General features: G+C 49.9%; 12 protein-coding genes. 6 read left to right on the top strand and 6 right to left on the bottom strand.

Annotated features, from left to right (window positions below; genetic code table 11):
* Positions 1-241 precede the first annotated feature (241 nt).
* A complete protein-coding gene (locus ACN0YR_RS06605) occupies positions 242-3,721 on the bottom strand; it encodes a hypothetical protein (protein WP_417848405.1) in 3,480 nt (1,159 codons plus the stop codon).
* A 360-nt stretch (positions 3,722-4,081) separates the two neighbouring features.
* Between ACN0YR_RS06605 and ACN0YR_RS06610 the strand changes: the two genes are divergently transcribed.
* Positions 4,082-5,275 carry a PP2C family protein-serine/threonine phosphatase gene (locus ACN0YR_RS06610; protein WP_417848406.1) on the top strand — a complete coding sequence of 398 codons (1,194 nt, stop codon included), beginning with the start codon at positions 4,082-4,084 and terminating at the stop codon, positions 5,273-5,275.
* 51 nt (positions 5,276-5,326) lie between these two features.
* On the opposite strand, the gene ACN0YR_RS06615 is transcribed toward ACN0YR_RS06610, so the two are convergent.
* A complete protein-coding gene (locus ACN0YR_RS06615) occupies positions 5,327-5,869 on the bottom strand; it encodes a hypothetical protein (RefSeq protein ID WP_417848407.1) in 543 nt (180 codons plus the stop codon).
* A 240-nt stretch (positions 5,870-6,109) separates the two neighbouring features.
* On the bottom strand, positions 6,110-8,713 hold the full coding sequence (locus ACN0YR_RS06620; protein WP_417848408.1) for a DUF5060 domain-containing protein: 2,604 nt from the start codon (positions 8,711-8,713) through the stop codon (positions 6,110-6,112).
* A 185-nt stretch (positions 8,714-8,898) separates the two neighbouring features.
* Here ACN0YR_RS06620 and ACN0YR_RS06625 point away from each other — a divergent pair, with 185 nt between their 5' ends.
* The 3 genes from ACN0YR_RS06625 to ACN0YR_RS06635 all read left to right on the top strand — a co-directional run bounded on the left by ACN0YR_RS06625 (position 8,899) and on the right by ACN0YR_RS06635 (position 11,558).
* On the top strand, positions 8,899-9,492 hold the full coding sequence (locus ACN0YR_RS06625; RefSeq protein ID WP_417848409.1) for an RNA polymerase sigma factor: 594 nt from the start codon (positions 8,899-8,901) through the stop codon (positions 9,490-9,492).
* Positions 9,493-9,625: 133 nt separating this feature from the next.
* Positions 9,626-10,174 (top strand): PspA/IM30 family protein, encoded by a 549-nt coding sequence (locus ACN0YR_RS06630; protein WP_417848410.1) that lies wholly within the window; start codon positions 9,626-9,628, stop codon positions 10,172-10,174.
* A gap of 193 nt (positions 10,175-10,367) precedes the next feature.
* A complete protein-coding gene (locus ACN0YR_RS06635) occupies positions 10,368-11,558 on the top strand; it encodes a pyridoxal phosphate-dependent aminotransferase (protein ID WP_417848411.1) in 1,191 nt (396 codons plus the stop codon).
* 106 nt (positions 11,559-11,664) lie between these two features.
* Here ACN0YR_RS06635 and ACN0YR_RS06640 read toward each other — a convergent pair whose 3' ends face one another.
* Together ACN0YR_RS06640 and ACN0YR_RS06645 are read right to left on the bottom strand one after the other, a co-directional pair.
* Entirely contained in the window at positions 11,665-13,221 is a 1,557-nt protein-coding gene (locus ACN0YR_RS06640; RefSeq protein WP_417848412.1) for a hypothetical protein, read from the bottom strand.
* A gap of 122 nt (positions 13,222-13,343) precedes the next feature.
* Entirely contained in the window at positions 13,344-14,585 is a 1,242-nt protein-coding gene (locus ACN0YR_RS06645; RefSeq protein WP_417848413.1) for a DUF1015 domain-containing protein, read from the bottom strand.
* A 171-nt stretch (positions 14,586-14,756) separates the two neighbouring features.
* Between ACN0YR_RS06645 and ACN0YR_RS06650 the strand changes: the two genes are divergently transcribed.
* The gene (locus ACN0YR_RS06650) at positions 14,757-15,446 is read left to right on the top strand and encodes a phospholipase D-like domain-containing protein (RefSeq protein WP_417848414.1); all 690 of its coding nucleotides are present in this window, start codon (positions 14,757-14,759) and stop codon (positions 15,444-15,446) included.
* Positions 15,447-15,546: 100 nt separating this feature from the next.
* Complete coding sequence (locus ACN0YR_RS06655; RefSeq protein WP_417848415.1) at positions 15,547-19,005, top strand: mechanosensitive ion channel domain-containing protein; 3,459 nt, start codon at positions 15,547-15,549, stop codon at positions 19,003-19,005.
* 715 nt (positions 19,006-19,720) lie between these two features.
* Here ACN0YR_RS06655 and ACN0YR_RS06660 read toward each other — a convergent pair.
* A complete protein-coding gene (locus ACN0YR_RS06660; RefSeq protein WP_417848416.1) occupies positions 19,721-19,957 on the bottom strand; it encodes a hypothetical protein in 237 nt (78 codons plus the stop codon).
* Positions 19,958-20,110: the final 153 nt, after the last annotated feature.

The raw sequence follows: 20,110 nt of genomic DNA on the forward strand, positions 1-20,110 counted from the left end.
GCGACTTTGAAATGTTGCGATCGTCGTCAATCGATAATAAACAAGATCACTCTATTTCGAGTCAGTCCGGAAACTTGTGGGATAGTTGCTTTCTCAGTGATTGAGCGAGCGAATTCAGGTTTCAGGATCTGTGATAATTTTAAAACGTGATTCACGCGGAAATCAAACTCAACGCCAAATTCAACGCGGGCAAGAAGCCGATCTCGCCGGATATTTGAGGTATCCGGCGAGATCAGGAATCTTAAAGTGGCTGTGCTCCGATCGTTCCGAAGAGCGTGTCAAGGTAGTCCGCTTTTGAGACCTGTTCCAGGTTTTTCTCAGCGATTTGGCGACGCTCCTGCAACGTTTCGACGAAAGTCTCGTCGAGGCCGTTTTGAGTTTCCAGGTAGTTGTTCACCGAATCAAGCATCGACTGCCAGAGGTTTATTTCGCGTTGCTGTTGGGTTTTTAATCGCTCTTGATACCAGTCACTTTCGAGAAGTGTTTCTCGTTCAAAGAGCTTGCGGATTTCGGGATCACGTTCATCGCGACCTTCAAAATCTCCATGAGCCATGATGTGCAAAATGGCCTTCAACGGAGGACAGGCTTCTTCGATGGAACCATCTTCGAAGTAACGAGTCGCGACCCGTTGATACGCCTGCATGATATGCTCGACACCTTCAGTGAAGGCTTGCTGATCCTGCATTTCGGGACGCAGAATTTCGTCTGAGAAGACTGCTTCCGGAATGTCAAAGACACGTCCGAAGTAAGTTCGCACGAATCGTTTCGTGATGCGGTATCCAAGTCGCCGAGCGGGAAGAACGGTCCCATCTTCACGGACGATATCCGGAACCGGTTCCATCATCCGTTTATCGATCAGTTTTTGAGGATCTCGCTCATCTGGCGACATTCGGCACCAGATTTCGGGGATCAACAAACTGATGTCATGATCAAACCGTGAATTGGGGCCGATGTGCCCTGCCGCTGTGGAGAAGCCAGGAGTTCCTGTAAGGATCATGCTGACCAACGCAGCGTTCAGGTCTAGAGTTGGCCTGAGTGCGTTGAACGGTCCCTTGGTTAATGCTCCTTCTGATCCGGCACCTGTTGTCGATGGGCTTTTTCCGGTCAATGAACAGATGTAGTCCATGAACAGTTCGGGTAACTTCTGGAAATGGATTGGGTTGTAGACCGCCAACCCACGAATCTCTTTCGCTGGATCAGGTGGGTTGTTGCGTCTTCCCGAGAGGATTGCTCCAACAGGAATAGGTACGAACTGATCCGCTGGAATCCGGCGAAACAGACGTGTCCCCATTTCCGCAACATACCGGTCCATGGGATTGACCATATCCGGTCGATCTTGCAAATAGCGAGGATTCTTGGTTGGAACACCGCCGACTTTTCGGGGGTTGTCCGAACAGACGATGTAGCGACTTTCACCTTTTCCAACGGAACGGAGAAGTTTTTTCATCGGAGCGGTAAAGGCATCAAACTCGACGACCTTCGCCCTCATTTCATCCACTTCCTCTCGCGATGTCGGTTCATAGTTGGAGATGAAGTTGACATCTTTACGCGCCAAGTCGGCTTCCGCCTGCTTGTCGAATCCTCGATGAATCGCATCATCAGGACGCTGAAAGAGTCGGAATTCACAGTTTTCAGCAAATTTGTAGGCGTAAGATTCTAAGTAGTCCGGAATCCCTTTAATCAATCTGCCTGGAACGACTGTTGACGCGGTGATGTCGTCTTCGGTCTGAACTTTGAATGCGGCAGCGAAGTCTTGTCTGACCTTAAAGAGTCTCCAGTGTTGGAGAGGATTGAAGCCGACTCGCAAGTATGTTCCGACCAGTTTTCTATCGTACATCTTCAGTTCGTGCCCCATCGAACCGTTGACATCATCAACTCCGAAAATCTTTTCCCACTCACCACGTTTCCAGGAGGGGTGATGGAATCGCTTAATCGCATAAACCAGAGCGTAAATATGCCCTGGAATACTTTTCAGCCAGGAATTGTATTCCGTGTTGTATTCATCTGATGGGGTCAGCAACTTGATGACACTGCCCAGCGAACGACGCGGGCTGAGAACCGATCGACTTTTGTAATCTGCCGTTGAGTTTTCTTCATAAAACTTTTCGTTCCATCGGTCTGAGTAATCTTTGTCAAAGATCATGCGGACGATTTCGACATCCTTCTCAAAGTTTGAAACGAAAATCGAGCCATACTGCATGTAATCGACCAGCGATTTACTGATTTCACTTTTTCCCCCACCGGAGACCGTACTCGGTTTATGACAGAAGACACCCTCGCCAGCCGTTCCGATCAATCGCCACGTCGGAGCTGATGGATGTTTCTCCATTCGAAGGCGAAACCCTGATGGAGCCATGTAAACCTGGTCCGGCAGCAGCGGAATTTCATGCTTTTCCCCATCAAGGGTCCAAGAGATGTTTTGCTCACGCAAATCTGCCAGAGCATTTTCGGGGATGTAAAACAGATTTGGGAATCGTTTGTCGATACCGTAACCTGCTTCCTGAAGATTTATCCATTTTCCATAAGCAGAGACAACATCTTTGTAAGTCTGTTTGTTGTCTCGATGGCTGTTGAAATGGAATTCTTCGCCCACGTTCCAGCTTTGGAAGACGAGCGCCCCTCCGGCGTGTTCTTCTTCAGCGTTCCCCATCAGGTTGGCTGAATAGCTGATTTGTGTTTTGACTTCTTTCTTGCAGTATCCGAAGTAGTTGTCTGCGATCATGGTGACGATCACACCCTCTGCGGTGCGACACGTGATCTTGAACGCTTTGCCGTCGTTGTAGAATTCCTCTTCAGATTCCCAGCACATTCGGTCTTCAATTTGTGCAGGTGTGGCATCATTGATGTTCGGCAGACCCAGTTCTTTCTTCGTCAGTTTCAACAAGTGCGGAGCGAGAATCACGCACCCGGTATGTCCTGACCAATGCTCGACATCAATGGCAGAATCGTTTTCAGGCAAAAATGGATCACCAGCGTTTCCAAAGATCGATTCGACAAAGTCCAGGTTGCTCACGAACGATGCGGGAGCGAAGAAGCGAACTTCCAGCCGTTTCTCGGGTGTGACTCCCGGAACTTCAGGGCGAACAAGCGGGCGAATCAGTAAAGAAATCCATGATTCACCTGATTCCTTCTGATTCGAGGTGAATGGGATCTCCAGAGATTTCGCTGGAGCTTTATCAAAAGCTGCCCTGAACATACGCACAAATGCTTCACGAGGAACGGCGCGTTTGTCTCCCGGGATCGGTAAGCCCCCTTCGACGATGTGAAAGGTTCCTTTTGTTGTTCGGCGATCTGCTGCCGGGTTATGCAAGACCCCATTTCGCACACGATACGATTCGACGTAATCCGACTTGTAGTAATCTCCATCAGCAGGCAGAGAGAGAACGCGTCCAAGCCCATGCCGATCGAGGATCAGAGTTGTACCCGGCACGCTGAGAGGTGACTCGAGTTGAAGATCACTGAAGTGGGAGTTCAGAAAATTTTCAATACGTTCATCGCTGGGACAGCGTTGAGTCTCACCAAGTCGACGAGTTTTCTCCCGGTAGTTCCCCAGCAGACCCGTGGCAAGCTCCACGGTTTCGCGACCACCCGCCTCGGGAGCGATCGGAAGCCCGTTCGCAGCGAGCTTCATATTCACGTATTTCATCATTTCGCGCTCTTGATGTGCGCGTTGAGAACTGGTTTGATCGACTGTAAATCCGAGGGAGAGGTTGTAGTTCATCGTTTATCAACTTAGACCGCCTGACAATTCTGTTGAATTCGCTTCCTTCACTCGAGTGGTGGTTACTTGTTCAAGTTTTGTCAGGACTAATGAAAAGATCTTGGGAACGACGTGAGCAACGTCATTCACAATTGTATCGAATTCAAAAGTTTTTTTCTTCACCAGCAAGGTGAGATATTCAACATTGATTTCCGGTGTCTCGCAATCAATGTGCACCGATGCTCCGGACCAGTCGCATCAAAATGTTGCGATTTTTTGATTTCTCGACTGGCGAGCGGTTGAGCTGATGGTTAATCTGCAATTCGATTCGGGCGCGTACCTTGGATGATGACGATTGTTGCGGGCGCTCGGAGATACAGGATGCGAATTCTTGTTGGTTGGGACGATGCGGAACAAGCTGAGTTATTGCGACTTTATCTCAACGTCGATGACAGTGGCGTTCTGATTACGACAAACCATGAGCAAACTCTCAAAGCGGTCGAGTCCAGCCAACTCTGGGATGCGATTCTCATCACAACGACATTTCCCGATGTTGACACCGCTTACAAAGTTTTTGAAAAGATTCGCGAAATCTGCCCGGAAACTCCACTCATTGGTGCTTGTCATCAAGATGATGTGTACAAGATCGCCCGCTATCTGACGAACGGACTTCGCGCATACGTGATCCGTGACAAAGCGGGAGATTATATGTTTCTGATGACCGCAATCATCGAAGGAGCAGTCAGGCAGGCAGAGGCTGAACGCGAGCGGCAAATCGCTGAGAAGCTTCGACGGGAAGTCGATTCGGTCCGCCAGCTGCAGGAATCGATCATCCCGCATGACATCTCAACGCCTGAAAACTACGGCATCGTTGCGCGGTATGAGTCCTCTCAAATTCAAGTCATTGGAGGACAGCCGGTCACCATGGCGGGGGGAGACTACTACGATGCGTTTACCCTTCCGGATGACTCGATGATCCTGCTGGTCGGTGATGCCTCCGGACACGGAATGAAAGCCTGCATGTCGATCATGACGATGCATACTCTGATCCGGATGATTCGTTACGACGAGTTCCGCGAGCCGGCACATTTTGTTCGATATGTGAATAATCAGCTGAGTCGACAGGCAGTCGTCAATAATGAAGGAGGATTCATCACGCTGTTGTACGGAGTGCTGAACCCCAAAACACACGAATTGAAATGGGCCTCCGCGGGACATCAGTCGCCGGTTCTGCACAATCTTGAGACGAATGAAGTTGTTGAGGTGACGACCGATCTGGACGCAGCGGGATTACCGATTGGAATTCTGGATGATGCCGATTATCAAACTCAAAGTACGATCATCCCTCCCAACAGTCGTCTGTTGTTGTACACCGATGGTTTAGTTGAAGCATTCCCGGCAGACAGCGAAGTTCACGATGAATTCGGCCTGAAGGGTGTCGCTGCGACCATGAAAAAGCACAGGAAGTCGCCACTCCAGGATTGCATGCAGGGACTCTTTGACGACTCCCTGGAATTTACACAGGGGCAAGGTCGTCACGATGATACGTCCGTGGTGATTGTGGAGCGTTCCTGAAAGAGTTGCTATTCGCAGATCACTTGACCCGTCGATTTACTTCTTTTCAAGTTACTTCTTCTCAAGTGGCGCTGATATTTCCAGCAAGTCAACGGCGGGGTGACGATTGCAGAAAATCGTTGCCAGCCGTCCGTATGTAGTGGCCCCTTCTTTCATCTGCAGAGCCTCCGCCAGTTTCGATCCTGCAGTCACTTTCAAGATGGCGCCGAGGTCGATGTGTCTCAGAACATTGTGCGTGATCAAAACTCGACCAAGCGGAATTTGTCTGCTCTGGATCTCATCGCGAACTTTTTTGGTCACGTATTGAAAGTCAAAACGAACAATTCCAAATTGCACAGGCGTTCCATCATCTGAGCGGTTTAGAATAATTTGTCGTGCGTAGATATCTCCATCAGAGACTTCCTGCAGCACTTCGACATTGACCGAACATCCATGGTACTTTTCCATCGTCACAGTCATGTGATGATCATGAGCCAGCATTTGCTTGTATGGCTCAGGAGTCAGCGCAGAGGAGACATGCTCCACCCCGCGGATCAAGTCTTCGTTGTGAGGGATTAACGATGTCAGTCTTTGTAGTTCGTCTGTCGGATTCACAATGTTGCCAAATATTCAATTGATTGACTCTGGAGAAGGAACGATTTTAGTCGCATCATCGATTCGATAGAAGTCAGATTGCAACACCGACAGGGAGGCTCAATCTGAAGGCACCGTTTTTCTTGTAGAAAACGAGTTTAGAGAATTTTTGAATGCTTCTTGTGCCGAGTCTGAAATGGTCACTTTTCTTAATGTTTGAGAGAGCAACTCCGGGTTTCCGAACCAGTTTTGATCAATCTCTCAACGGCGCAACACAACCAGCCAGTCTTCTTTTGCCTCTTCTGGTGGTGGGCCAATTTCGATTTTCTCGCCTGCTTTGATAGTTTTGACATCAGCTGTTTTCAGTGCTCCGCCGGTTCGGGGATTGAACCATTCGACCTGGAATTCACCGTCAGCCTTTGACAGGTCAATTGTTGAAGTTCCGCCGTTGGGAAGGTAGATGAGATAGATTTCGTTCTCTTTGGCGAAGCAGTATTTGGAGACGTTATGCTCGGGATTGCCGATGAGTTCGTCGACGTTTTTCATTTCCCAGAAAGGGATCTGATGGTCGTGGAAGAAGTTGATCGCGATGCGGCAATAGTCCCAAGACTGGTCACGGCTGCGCCAGTCTTCGCAAACGATGTCGTTCTCATCAAACTGATAACCGAAGTAATATTCGTTTCCGGCTCCGCCTGCCATGAGAGTTCCCCACAGCGTTTGTTTGCGGACCTTGTGTTGTGTGTAAACCATGTCCCCTTTGCGGTCATGCCCGTCGAATCCCTTGTAGCCCAGGTCGGGACACTGGGCATGTGCGGCACTCCCCGATTCGTCGAAAGCGACAATCCAGGGCTTGCCAGCTTCGGTTGACAGGTTCACCCATTTTAAGGTTTGAGAGTGTGTCGTTTCCAGTGAACTGTTTTGCAGCGACACTCCCGTTAACTTCGACTTGTCCCCCAACAATGGACGATAAACTTTGTCCTGCTGATCTGGGAATGTGTGAATTACAATGTTGTGATCGTAGGCGTCGAGCATGGCAATTTCATTGATCATCGCCTGTTGCTGAGCAGTTGTTTGCGTGTTCTCTTCACCCAGATTCCAGTTGAGCGCCAGGTTGTGACCGAAGCGAGCAATCATTTCGCGGCAATAGAGTTTTCGCTCGTTGCCAAGTTCGCCACCGTCGAAACTCTCTGGAACTGAGCCAGAGTTTTTCTTGCCCCGTTTATTGTCATCGTTTTCAGTCTCTTGCAGCTTGAAGTGTAAATACATCCCTCGCTGCGTTCCGTGGTCGAAGACAATTCCCCATTGATCAAGCTTGCTGCAATCGTAGTGGAACTTTTTGTTTCGCTCTGCAAACGGCCAGACGTTGTCCCCATCGCCCCCTGCGTTGTATGTGAGGAACGAAAACGCATTACAACCTTTTCCGGAAAGGTAATTGACCGCTCCGATCAGGCCTTTGCCCTTGCCATCTTTCCAGCTTGGATCACCCTGCTTCCAGTCTTTGAGATGCGGCTCCCATGTTTTCAGTGGAGCCTTCCTGGGGTTACCCGCGACTGTGTTATCGAAGTCCACAAAGGCGAGTAAAGTTTCGGGAGCATCGGCGCCTGCTTTCAGGAAATACTGTTTCGAACCGGCAAACTGAAGATACCGTTTGCCGACATATTTCAGCCGCCCATGTGCTCGCAAATCTCGGCCTTGCTTATCGCTTTCGGTGATCTTGAATATTCCCGTTTTTCCATCGAAGCCAGCGAGCCGGTTTGAATTGGCAACCGGGTTGAGCGCGACATCTTTTCCTTTGGTGAAGGAAATCTTGTATGTCCACTCTCCAGTTCGATCAGGAGCAAAGTGGGCTCGCCAGACAGTTCCCGCTTCTGCGGAAGTGTTGGCTGCGTTTCCATCGGCTGCAAAGAATCCCGGAATGTCATACTGAGTTCCGTCCGAGTGCATGAAGAGAACATTCATCCGGTAGTCAGTAAACGGATTCGGATTCTGATCTTTCTCGTGAGCAAATGGCCCATCGAGATTGATCGTCACTTTGTGCCACTGTTTCAAGTCGCCAGCAACTGTGACGCTTCCGTCGCCATCAGGTTGGCGAGGAGTTCGATTCGGTGCAGCAAGAGCAACGCTGGGAAACGCTTTCGGAAGAACGCCAGTTTGGACGACCGTTTCGGGACCAGCATCGTCGGGACGTGGAAAGTCTCGATCGAGAGTCATCAGCCATTTGTCAAATTCGAATCCATCCTCCCGCATCGAGAAGTGAATAATATGTTCGCCCGGTTCCTTGATGTCGAGGTAAATCTTGTGTGGCTCGCCGCAATGTTCTTTTTGAGTTCGTTGTTTGCTTTCCCATCTCCAATTGTGCTTTCCCTGACACCACTGCAATCGCTGCCCGCTCTCGGGCCATTCTCCATCGAGTCCCACATGCAGACCATTATCCTCGGTCCCTGTGGAATAAGCTCGCACCCAAACGTAATACCTGCCAGGTGTGTTCACATGAACCTTGTAATGAAGGACAGCCAACTCTCCCGGTGCTGGAGCGAAGTTCTGGCCCTTGATGAGTTTGTCGTCGTGAGTCCTTCGTGTGTCGGGAAGAATTTCCAGATATGCCCCACCACTGGCACCAGCGACATGAGAGGGGTCGCCATCCGGTTGGATTGACGGCGTCTGTTTCGAATGCGTCAGATAAAATGCCCGGACATCGGCGTTCGACTGCTTGAAAAAATGCTCCGCTTCAACGGCGAGGAGTCCATCTTTCTCAGCGAAGATGAGAGAATTTTCAACAATAGGATTGTTTGCGGAAAGACTCTCCAAAGGCATCAGCGATAACGTTAAGAGGGACACCAGTGAAACATGGAGGGACCGATTCATGGACATCTTTCATTTGAACAAGGTGCAACAATCGCTTGACCATTCAACAATGTCGCATCAACACTTTATAATCTGACTCCTGTTGCAAAGTGAAGCGACTGAGATGAACCCGAAAACAGAAACGATCTCTCTCCTGTGCCAGCTAAGCTACGAATTCTTGCGAAAACTCACTATTGTTGTCGCTGATGACTGATGACGAACTCATGATCCTGATTCAATCGGGAACTGTCGAAGCATTCAACACTTTGGTTGCAAAATACCAGGGAATGTTGATTGGCTTCTTTATGCGCAACACGAGAGATCTCCAACTTTCAGAAGATCTCGCACAAGAGACACTCTTAAAGGTCTATAATCAGGCATGGGACTATTTGCCGTTGGGGCGATTCCGTGGATGGATGTTTCGCATCGCCAGAAATTTATTGATTGACAATGTGCGAAAGAGATCAAACGATGCACTAGTTCAGGCGGTGAAGCGTCAGCCAAGAGAAGAGAGTGATGTCATGGCCCGGATTTCCGAGGATATTCTCGGCCCTGATGAACGGGTTCAGAATCAGGAGTTTTCGAGCCTGATTGATGAACTGCTGGCAGAGATCCCCGAAGATCAACGGCAAACCTTTACGCTGCACCACTATACAGGACTCAGTTTGCCAGAAGTGTCAGAGATTATGGAGATCCCGTTGGCAACGAGTAAAAGCCGATTACGACTCGCCAGAGAGAAACTCGCCGAGAAACTCAGGGCCCGAGGATTTGTTCCACCGAAGCTCGTGGGGTCTGAATAGTCTCCTGTAGTTATTGTTGAGACATAATTTTTTGAAAATTCACCTGATTTCCAATTTGCGATGATCCGTGACAAACAGCAATTCGTTTGAACTCCCATCGCCCCGATCACTTCAGGGCTTATCCGAGAGAACCATGCCTTACTTCAGCCGCTTGACCGACATCGTGACCTGCAACCTGACCTCCATTCTGGAACAGGCAGTCGACAAGAAAGCTGCCTTGGAGGAGATCATCTTTGAGATGAAAGAAGGCGTTTCCGGTGCAGAACGTAGCGTAAATACTGCGGGAAACAATGTTTCTCAACTGGAGGTCGAAATCGGTGAACAGCGTGCTGCCATCGGAAGTTGGGTCCAATCTGCTCAAGAAGCTCTGGCAACGAATAACGAAGCCAAAGCACGACAGGCACTAGAGCGAAAACACGAAGTGGAAGATCTTATCGCTGGCCTTGAGCAACAGCTTGAATCTGCGATCTCCACGCGGGACCACCTGCGAACAATGATGAACGCTCTTCAGGCTCGACTGGCAGATGCGACCCGTCGACTCAAAATGCTGAGCAACGATGAGAACGCTGCGGAAGATTCGCAGTCGTCGGATTCATCGGCCGGTTTTGAGACTTCACCAGATCGCCAAGACCGCGTTGATCTGGAACTCGAAGCATTGCGGAAGCAAATGGAAGTCAAATAAGCCTAAGTTGATCAATATGGAGGTTGATTCTGCAAAATTCCTCCCTGTGATGGCGGCAACGCTTGACCAATGACGATCATCTCTCAAAATCTCGGATGACGCGAACCCAAGGAGACGTTTACGAGTCCTTGAAAGCGGTTCGGACTCCACAAAATCTGTTTCCAAACATCCTTCAGACCTGAACAGCCAATCCATGCGCCTTTCAAATACCGTTAAAACGCTCAAGCCATCCGCCACTATTGCGGCAGCGACCAAAGCCAAAGAACTCAAGGCGCAGGGAGTGAAAGTCTATGAGTTCACGCTCGGCGAACCTGATTTCACAACGCCTGAACACATCTGTGAAGCGGCTCGTCAGGCAATCGCAGACGGGGAAACGCACTACACGCCTGCTGCAGGAATCCCCAAGCTGAAGCAAGCGATCTGCGACAATTATCAGCGAGAATACGGCCTGAGCTACGAGCCTTCGCAGGTTGTCGTTTCAAACGGGGCGAAACATTCGATTCATAACGTCCTGACCGCTCTGTGCGGCCCCGGCGATGAAGTGATCATCCCGACCCCTTACTGGGTCAGCTACAGTGCCTTGGTCGAGCTGACAGGTGCAACTCCCGTTCTTGTTCCCACAACGCAAGAAAGCGGATTTTGCCTTTCTGCTGAGCAATTCGAAAACGCGATTACCGAGAAAACTCGCCTGTTAATGCTCAACAATCCGTGCAATCCAACCGGAGCAGCCTATCCTGTTGCGACTCTGGAAGCACTCGCGAAAGTTGCTGTCGAGAAGCAGATTCCTGTTCTCTCAGACGAAATCTATGAGAAGCTTATTTACGATGGGGCTGAGTTCCGCTCTTTCGCCTCCTTTGGTGAGGAGGTCAAAGACCTGACGATCATCGTCAGTGGTGTCAGCAAAGCGTATGCAATGACCGGATGGCGAATCGGTTGGACGCTCGCTCCTGTCGATGTCACCAAAGCGATGAGCAACCTGCAAAGCCAGCAGACTTCAAATCCATGCAGCATCAGCCAGTTCGCAGCGGTCGAAGCTTTGAATGGTCCACAGGAATGTATTGGTGAAATGCTCGAAAAATTCAAAGAACGTCGCAAATATGTTCTTGATCGATTGAACAAGATTCCGGGACTCAGCTTCGCCACACCGGGCGGAGCGTTTTACGCATTCTTCGACGTCAGCAGCTACTTCGGCAAACCTTTGCTCGGTGGAGTGACTGTCGACAATGCTACAGATTTTTGTACCGCTCTTCTGGAACAGGCTCAAGTTGGCCTCGTCACCGGCGACGCCTTCGGAGCCCCGGGATATGTTCGACTTTCGTTTGCGACTGATCTGGAAACACTAGAACAGGGCTTGAACCAACTCGAGAAGTTCTTGAAAGGTTAACGGTCGTAGCTCGTGACCGTCGTAGCTCGTGACCATTGTCTCGAGCAAAAACATTCCGAGTGAAGATTCTTTCCGCTGTACACAAGCATGTGTGCAGCGGATTTTTTTATAATTGCGTAAATCCAAAACCGTCGATTTGAATTGCCGTCAGTAAGCAAACGATCGCTTGCACTGTAAGCAGTGCAACTGGAATCACGCGACGTTGCCACGTCCCGTTGGCAGTCACCAAGCTCTTGATGACTGGGGCTGCTGCCAGCAGCGCATACGGCATGAGGAAGATCCACAACCGGGCTGCCTCTCCCATATTCTTTCCGCTCGCCCAAAGCACAGCCCAGATGAGAAGTCCGGAAAAGATCCAAATCTGCTCGCGATACTCTTTCTTCACGAGAAAAGCGGCTCCGAGAATACCACAAATTGTTATCGGAACACCGACCGCGAACGAACCTTCCAAAAGGTTCACATAAAGCCAATCGAGGTACGTACGAGAATTGTGGTCGTAGAAAACGGAGTGATTCTTAAAGTTCTGAATCCAGACAGTGAACAGATTCACGTCAATAAAATAATAGAGTAGACCAACGCAGCTGACCCCAGCGACAATTCCGCCAATGGTCGGATGAAGTCCCGTTCTATTCCTCGAAAACGAGTACATCATCTGCAGAAACAGGATGATTCCAATAGTGAAAAACGCCAGGCTCAATGAGGCAGCAAAGACAAAGAGAATCGCTGTCAGAACTCCCCAAAGGGTGCTGTTTTTCTCTAATGCTTTCACCCAGAAAAGTTGGAGAAACATCGCCAGGCACGGGAATGCAGCATCTGACTTTGGCAGAAAAATAATCATCGCCGGAACAAGCAACCACAGCCCCGCAAGTATCCTCGCGGTTGAAGTTGATCCGAACTGGCTGACGAGCATGTAAAGCGGAACCACTGTGAGCACAGAAACGAACTGGGTGATCAAGACCGACAGCCACAAGGCTGCGGACTCACCTTCAGTCAGTGGGCGACCACTTCGCGCCTGTTCCTGAGAGATGAATTGCAACGCGGATCGCACCGACTCCGGAGCAGTCTTCATCACCGTGCTACTGAGTTTCTTGTTCCGATTGCATTCGTAAATCAGAACACGATGGAGCGTCGTCAGACCCGGAGGATGAGTGCCGATGTGCAAATAATTCTCGGGGTTCGACTGATCACTAATGCTCTGTTCGTACTCTGAAAGAAAACGGGGTAAGTTGTGGGCTTCGTATCTTGCTTGATGGTAATAGCCCGACGTTCGGGGATAGAACATCACAAAAACACCACGACCGAGACCACCTCCCAGTGACGTCACGCTTTGAACGGCGACCACCCACCCGAAGCCGAGGACAATCAGTCCTGCTAACCAGAAAAGTGTTCGAGGTTTTTTCTGCTCCTGTCTCGTTGACCAAACCAGATACCCCACCAGCAATCCGGCAGCAATCACTGCCGGAAGCAGGTTGAGAAATGACCCCAATCGCTGAGAGACGCGAGGCCAAACCCATTCACCTGAGACGCCCAGCGGGGTCCTGGTGAACCACAACACCCAAATCTGAAACGATGCCCCGACGAGACAAAGTACAAGTACCAACCACGGAAAGAAGTGGTTGATACTTGGCTCGGTCGGACCTGCGGTTTTCTTTTTACCAGGCACTCAGCGTCTCGATATTCAAAGCTAGAGCAAATCCAGGATTGGTCTTTACGTTCTGCCTCGTGGCGAGCAGGTTACAACGTCATAAAAGGTAGCTTCTTGGACACGACAAGCATTGAAACGCTCTAGTCCAGGAGAGCGATCACGAGTCCGCTGCGTACTTTTGGATCGAACCAAGTCGATTTCGGAGGCATAAACCGGTTCTGGTCGCAGACGTCAACGAACTGGTCCATTGTCACAGGTGCCAGCGAGATCGCCAACTCGAAGTCGCCGTTATTGACACGCTCGACGAGGTACTCGGAAGTCTTATTTCCGCCGACATAGTTGATGCGTTTGTCACGATTGTCAGACATGCCGAGAATTTTGTCGATGATGTGTCGCTGCACGATGTCTGCATCGATGGACTCAGCAGCATTCTCCGGATCATAAGATCCTGCTTTTGGGGTGAGCTCGTACCATTTTCCAGTCAGGTAGACTCCGAGTTTGTGAACGGAATCAGGTCGATAGGTTGTTGCACCAGCCACTTCAGCGACATTGAAATTCTCCGCAGCCTGTGCGAGAAAGTCTTCTGCCGAAACACCATTCAAAGGCAACAGACGGTTGTACGGTTCGAGACCAAGTTGCTTCGTCGGAAAGAAGACGGTGAGGAAGTAGTCTTTTCCAAGTGCCGCTGCTGCAGCACTGCGATGATTTCCGTCAGCGACATAGGCAGCCGGTTCAGCCGCTAACAGATCGATGAGAACCTTCTGTTCAGCTGAATCGGTCACGAGCCAGACTTTATGTTTGTTTCCAGCTTCGTCGATCGCCTCGTAGCTGCAGTCGCGACCATTGCTGATTGATTCCATCGTAGTTTGTAGCGATCCAGAAGAGTCTTTGACTGCGAGATTCACAGTTCCAATGTAGGCGTTCGTTGCATCGATTAACTGGGCTCGGCCGTTCGCCTTTTCGGGCCGAATTCCTTCATTGCGAATAATGGTCCCACGAGGTGTTTCCTCGGTACGAATTTCCTTCGTCGCAGCGTATCCACCGACTCCAAGTTGTGGAGCGTCCGGTCGTTTGGGAGAAGTGATTTCGTAAATCCAGAGCAGGTTCTGAACTTCTTTCGAGAGGGAACTCTTGATGAGCTCCTGCATTTGCTCACCAGAATGTTTTAATGCCTCTGGTCCACCTTCTTCGCAAGCGTTGGCAAGGTCGTCCGTATGACAGTGGGCCATGGTGATTCGGAGAACGTTATCTGGCTTCTGCTGAATAAGATCCCAGATTTCTTTGTCGCTTTGAAATTCGTCGTAGTTGGGAGCACTGATGCGATGAGCAGCTTCAGAGTCGACAGGGACGAGGGCACGCGAGACGGGATGTAGAGTGACCATGTTGAGTTTAGAATTTCTGGTAGAGTGAGTGGACAAAAACGATATTGCGTCCTATCAGTTTTCGGTGAGAGTTTCAAACGATAGGCAATGAATCGCAAGATGTTTGCGAAAGATACCGAACCAAGGGCTTGAAGTCTCTGGTCAACCCGAACATCAGGCAAGGAGAATAGTGTGACCCCTCAGGAATTTCGCAGCGTGTTGAGCCAGACATTTGATGACGAAGTATTAACGCGATCAGAGCGCCGCGCGTTGTCAGCTGTCTTGAAAGAACTGAAACCTGCGGAAACTGAACTTGATGTCTACCGGCACGAAGCGTTCGAATTTGCACGTGAGATGCTGGCTTCCACACCTGACCAGAAGAAGGTGATCGACTGGCTGGAAGATGTCGTGCGGCTCCTCAAACCTGCTCGAGAGAACGGAAAAACGGTCACCACAGAAGCATACTTCAGCCCCGGTGACAAGTGTCGGAATCGAATCCGCTCCTTGCTCCGGCAATCAAGGTCGTCGGTCGATATTTGCTTATTCACCATTACAGACAATGAAATTTCTGACATCATCGCCGAGACTCACAACCGCAGGGTCCAGGTCCGCATCATTACCGACGATGAAAAAGTTGACGACGCCGGCTCGGACATTCAGCGACTGTTGCAAGCAGGAGTCGAAGTCCGTCTCGACAGCTCACCGTACCACATGCATCACAAGTTCGCCCTGTTCGACGAATCAATCCTGCTCTGTGGAAGTTACAACTGGACCCGATCCGCAGCAGAGAAAAATGAAGAGAACATCGTGGTGCTCAACGATGAACATCTGGTGACGCGATTCGGAACTGTGTTCAATGATTTATGGGATCAATATGCCTGATTCCGACAAATCCTGGCGCAAAAAAACAAGTTGAAATAATCACAAAACAGGCAATTGTGGTAGTATTGGGGGCTACAAGTGATTCAAGCACAGAGGTTTTATGGATTATTCTTCTCGTCTTCGTCTATTGGTTGCCTGGTTCATTCTCGTATTTGTGACTGGGGCATCGCTCGTTGCTCAAGAGGTGCCAAAGAAGCCAGATCCCGAGTCGGCAAGCACAATCCCGCAGGGAAAGCCGGCGCTCCCGACCATTTCAGAACTGACGGATCAGCGGCAGGTTGCTTCTCAAGATGCTGATCTCAGCGAAGACGTGCGTGGGCAAATCGACGCCCATTTCGCCAAAGCGATCGAGAACCTTCAGGCCGCCAACCAGTCAGATGAACTGATTGCAAAACTTCGAGAAGAGCTTGATGGATCCCCGCAACGTGTGATGGCGCTCGAGAAAATCCTGGAAAACCGCAAAACCGAACCGAAGTTTTCTGAAATCAATTTCGATGACGTGACAGAGCTGGATCAGCTCACCAAGCGCTGGCAAGACGCTGAAGAAAGGGTCAATGATCTTGAAGATGAGTTACAGAAACTGACCTTGGAACGTGATCGTCGAAATACGCGACGCCCTCAACTCTCGGAACTCCGCACTCAATTGGAGCAGCAACTTGAAGAGACCACAGCGAAAGTGGCTGCTCCACCTCCTGAAGAAGAACGTCCGGAACTGACGACAATTCGTCAAACGAGACTGCAAACCCGACTACATCGTCTTCGTCGAGAAATCGCTCAGATTGAACAGGAAACCCGTACCTACGAAGCGACATCGCGTCGCTGGACGCTCGAACAGGATCTCAAAACGTTAGAACTGCAAGAAGCAGAACACATTGCTCAGGTGTGGCAACAACGGCTTGCAGATGTTCGTATGGAACAAGCGGAACGCGAAGAGAAAGAGGCGACTCGAGCGTTGACTTTGTCGCATTCATCTATTCGAGACGTCGCTAAGCGTAATTCAACACTTGCGAAAGAGAACAGTCTGTTGACTGACACTCTTCAGACGACTCAGGCTGAGTTGGACCAGGTTCATTCTCAACTCGATGCAAGGGAGGAAGAGTTTCGAGCGTTGCAGGAAAGAGCAGAAGCAGCGGAGTATTCTCAGGCAGTGGGCGTACTCTTACGAAGTCGTCGGGTCACACTACCAGATCAAGACGTGATGCGAGCCCGGATTCAGAACCGCCGCAATGAGATCAATTCACTCAACTTGCAGTTGATGGAATGGCAAGCAGAACGAAAAACGTTGGTCGATCTGGATGCTGCAACGATGCGGATTCTTAACACTCTTGAAGATCCACCTCGGTCCGTCAAGCTGGAAGACTTACAAGAGCAGGTTCGAGAACTGCTGACTTCACGCTTGAAAATCTTAAGCAATCTCACAGCGAACGGAAGTTCAAAGCTCGATCTGCTTGTCCGGCTCGACAGTACAGAGAAACGCCTACTCTCAAAAGTTGAGCATGAAGCTCAATGGTTGGCAGAACACGTTCTGTGGGTCCGCAGTACAGGTGTTCTTGGAACTCACCTAAGCATGTTTGCCGATGCAACTCGCATTCTGGCATCTCCGATGCAATGGCAACGCTTCCGCGAAATCTTGTTGAATGATCTCAGCCGGAATAGCTGGGTCTGGGTTTTGTGCTTCATCACAGCTGCCGGACTTTTTGTTCTGCGATCCAAACTGAAGTCCCTGGTCAAGAAAATTGGAGAACTTGCAGAACGTCCAAATTGCGTCACGATTCTCCCCACGCTGAAAACGCTCGTATACACGTTACTCATTGCTCTTCCGATTCCGTTGCTTGTTTATAGTTTCGGTTGGCGAATGGTGTTTCTCAGCCAAGGTGAAAACACTCTTCGTACAATTGGGGAGACCTCACAGCTCATCGCCTACATCTGGTTTGTTCTGGCGATGTCCCGGCAGGTCGCACAGAACCACGGCCTTGGTGATGCACACTTCGAGTGGTCTGACAAATCTCTATCAACGATCCGGCAAACGATGCGGATGCTGGAGATGACGTTGATTCCGGCGCTCTTCGTGTTGATTTTTACTGAGAAATTTGGGGACGATGACATCGCTGCGACATTCGGCCGCGTGGCGTTTATTGCCTCAATGATATTTGTTGAACTGGCTCTTTATCGACTGGTGCGACCATCGAGTCCGATTTTGCAGAATCTTGGACAGGAATTTCCCGAGTCACTTCTCTGGAGAGCTCGTTGGGTCTGGACGACATTTTTACTCTTCGTCCCAGTCGCGTTAGCGATCATGTCTGCGACCGGTTTTCATTACACCTCAATTCAATTGACTCGACGAGTCGCAACGACGACCGGCTATACGCTCATCATCGTGCTGGTCATTTCGTTCCTCTTCCGCTGGCTGCTGGTGACTTACAGGAAGTTGGCAATTCGTCGTGCACAGGAACGCAGAAGGCAGATTTTACAGGCGGCACAGAATGAAAATGACCAGCCAATCCCTCCAGATGCTACCCCCGAACTTCGACTGACAGACATCAATGTTCAGGTCCGCAGCTTACTGCGATTGACCGGCGGCGCAAGCTTGCTGGTTGCAATGTACATGATTTGGAGTGATGTCCTCCCGGCACTAGGAGTTTTGGGAAGAATTTCGATGGGCTGGGACAATGGAATCGCTGGCCTCTCTTCAGATGGCCTTCCGATTCCTGTCACAGTCGCTGATTTTCTCACTTCAGTGACGATTATTGCACTGACCCTCTTCGCTTCGAGTAACCTCCCCGGACTGCTGGAAATTTCTATTCTGCAACGACTCCCCATGGACGCAGGGGCAAGATATGCAGCGAGTACGGTTTCTCGTTATCTCATCGTCGTGACGGGAGTGGTTCTCAGTTTTCGAGGGATTGGAATCGGATGGTCGAGCGTGCAATGGCTTTTGGCTGCGATGAGTGTCGGGCTCGGATTCGGTTTGCAGGAGATCTTTGCAAACTTTGTTTCCGGGATTATTTTATTGTTCGAAAGACCGATTCGAGTTGGTGATACGGTGACAATCGGTGAGATCACAGGGACTGTCACACGCATTCAAATCCGAGCGACAACTGTCCTCGATTGGGACAACAAAGAACTCATTGTTCCAAATCGGGAATTTGTGACCGGGAATCTTGTCAACTGGACACTCTCAAGTCCCACGCTCCGCGTCATCTTGAAAGTTGGCATTGCATACGGAAGCGACACGCGGCTTGCAACAAAGCTTCTCTACGAAATTGCCGAGAAAAATCCCCACGTGCTCGATGAGCCGGAACCGGTTGTTGTCTTCTCCGAGTTCGGTGACAGTACGCTAAACTTAGAGTTGCGCCTCTACGTCAACGGGCTGTTCACATATCGTCGACTCAAACATGAATTGAACACAGCCATTGATGACCTGTTCAAAGAACACTCAATCGAAATCGCATTCCCTCAGCGAGATCTCCATGTCCGTTCCTTGCCTGCAGAAATGTTGAACCTCGAACAAAACGACTCTGACCTGCCGAATCTTAGTGAGATCCCCTCAAAGAATTAATAATCAATATCTTACAATTACATGGCTTCGCCGGATCTGTTGGCGTTGGTCAAGGTGTTGCATCATTTCTTCAAATCGTCACTGAATATGGTTCTGCTCTTGAACTTGTACTGGCGAGCCTTTATCCAACGATGACGCATACTGAGACTCTTTTGGTGCGGCATAACCCGTTTTACTGCAGTGGGTTGCAGATTTGTGGTGTGTTCTTTGCGTATCTTTTGCGACTGAGTGATTCTTTGATTTTGGGCTATCTTTTATGAAAGACGGTTTTTTCTGAGAAAACGTGTCACATGCTTTTTGTTTCTCCGCTGAGAGTTTTACCGGCCAGCAAGGCCAACAACAAAAACTCAAAACAACACACCGGAGAATGAAGATGTTTCGCTCAACCCTCAACTGCCTGTTCGCTGTCACTGTTATCGCTGGCTGCTTCGCTGAAACATCTTTGGCTGACTCACGATCCAACTCGGGCCGTAGCAACTCATCATTCAACAGATCATCATCGTCTTCTTCCCGCAGCAATTTCAGTCAACGCAACTCAGGCGGTTCGTCGTCATCACGATCAAGCGGCAACTCTTCATCCCGTTACGGAAATTTCTCCGGGAACCGATCAAGCTCATCGAATCGGAGTTTCCACGGCAATCATCATGGAAACAGCCACGGCGGGCATTTCAACTCTCATCATAATTCCCATCACCACCATGGCGGACACTTTAACTCACACCACAACAACCATCATTTTGGCGGGCATCACTTCGGCGGTCATTACAACAGCCACAACAATCACCACGGTGGGCATCATGGCGGTCACTACGGCGGGCACCACGGGAGTCATCACAACAGCGGACACAGCAATCGTTACTAAGCCGAACAAGTACAGAATGAGACCCCAAATCTTTAGAGCATCTTTCGAATTGGTTTGCAGGATCTGCCTCGTGGCGAACAGCATTTTCACTAGCGAAATGCGTTCTTCACGGGCACACGGTAGAGCAAACTGCTCTAGCCGGACACAAAATGTGTCCGGCTAAATGCATTGATGCTCAGACCCTCAAGTTTTATTGAAAAGGATGTCGGTGACAATTTCGTGGGTTTCAATGTTCCGTCACAC

The sequence above is a fragment of the Thalassoglobus sp. genome (assembly GCF_048270125.1).
Classification (GTDB): domain Bacteria; phylum Planctomycetota; class Planctomycetia; order Planctomycetales; family Planctomycetaceae; genus Thalassoglobus.

Coding starts and splice junctions, on each gene's coding strand:
- ACN0YR_RS06610 (WP_417848406.1), top strand. CDS start 4,082: ATGCGAATTCTTGTTGGTTGGGACGATGCGGAACAAGCTGAGTTATTG.
- ACN0YR_RS06655 (WP_417848415.1), top strand. CDS start 15,547: ATGGATTATTCTTCTCGTCTTCGTCTATTGGTTGCCTGGTTCATTCTC.
- ACN0YR_RS06630 (WP_417848410.1), top strand. CDS start 9,626: ATGCCTTACTTCAGCCGCTTGACCGACATCGTGACCTGCAACCTGACC.
- ACN0YR_RS06645 (WP_417848413.1), bottom strand. CDS start 14,585: ATGGTCACTCTACATCCCGTCTCGCGTGCCCTCGTCCCTGTCGACTCT.
- ACN0YR_RS06605 (WP_417848405.1), bottom strand. CDS start 3,721: ATGAACTACAACCTCTCCCTCGGATTTACAGTCGATCAAACCAGTTCT.
- ACN0YR_RS06635 (WP_417848411.1), top strand. CDS start 10,368: ATGCGCCTTTCAAATACCGTTAAAACGCTCAAGCCATCCGCCACTATT.
- ACN0YR_RS06620 (WP_417848408.1), bottom strand. CDS start 8,713: ATGAATCGGTCCCTCCATGTTTCACTGGTGTCCCTCTTAACGTTATCG.
- ACN0YR_RS06625 (WP_417848409.1), top strand. CDS start 8,899: ATGACTGATGACGAACTCATGATCCTGATTCAATCGGGAACTGTCGAA.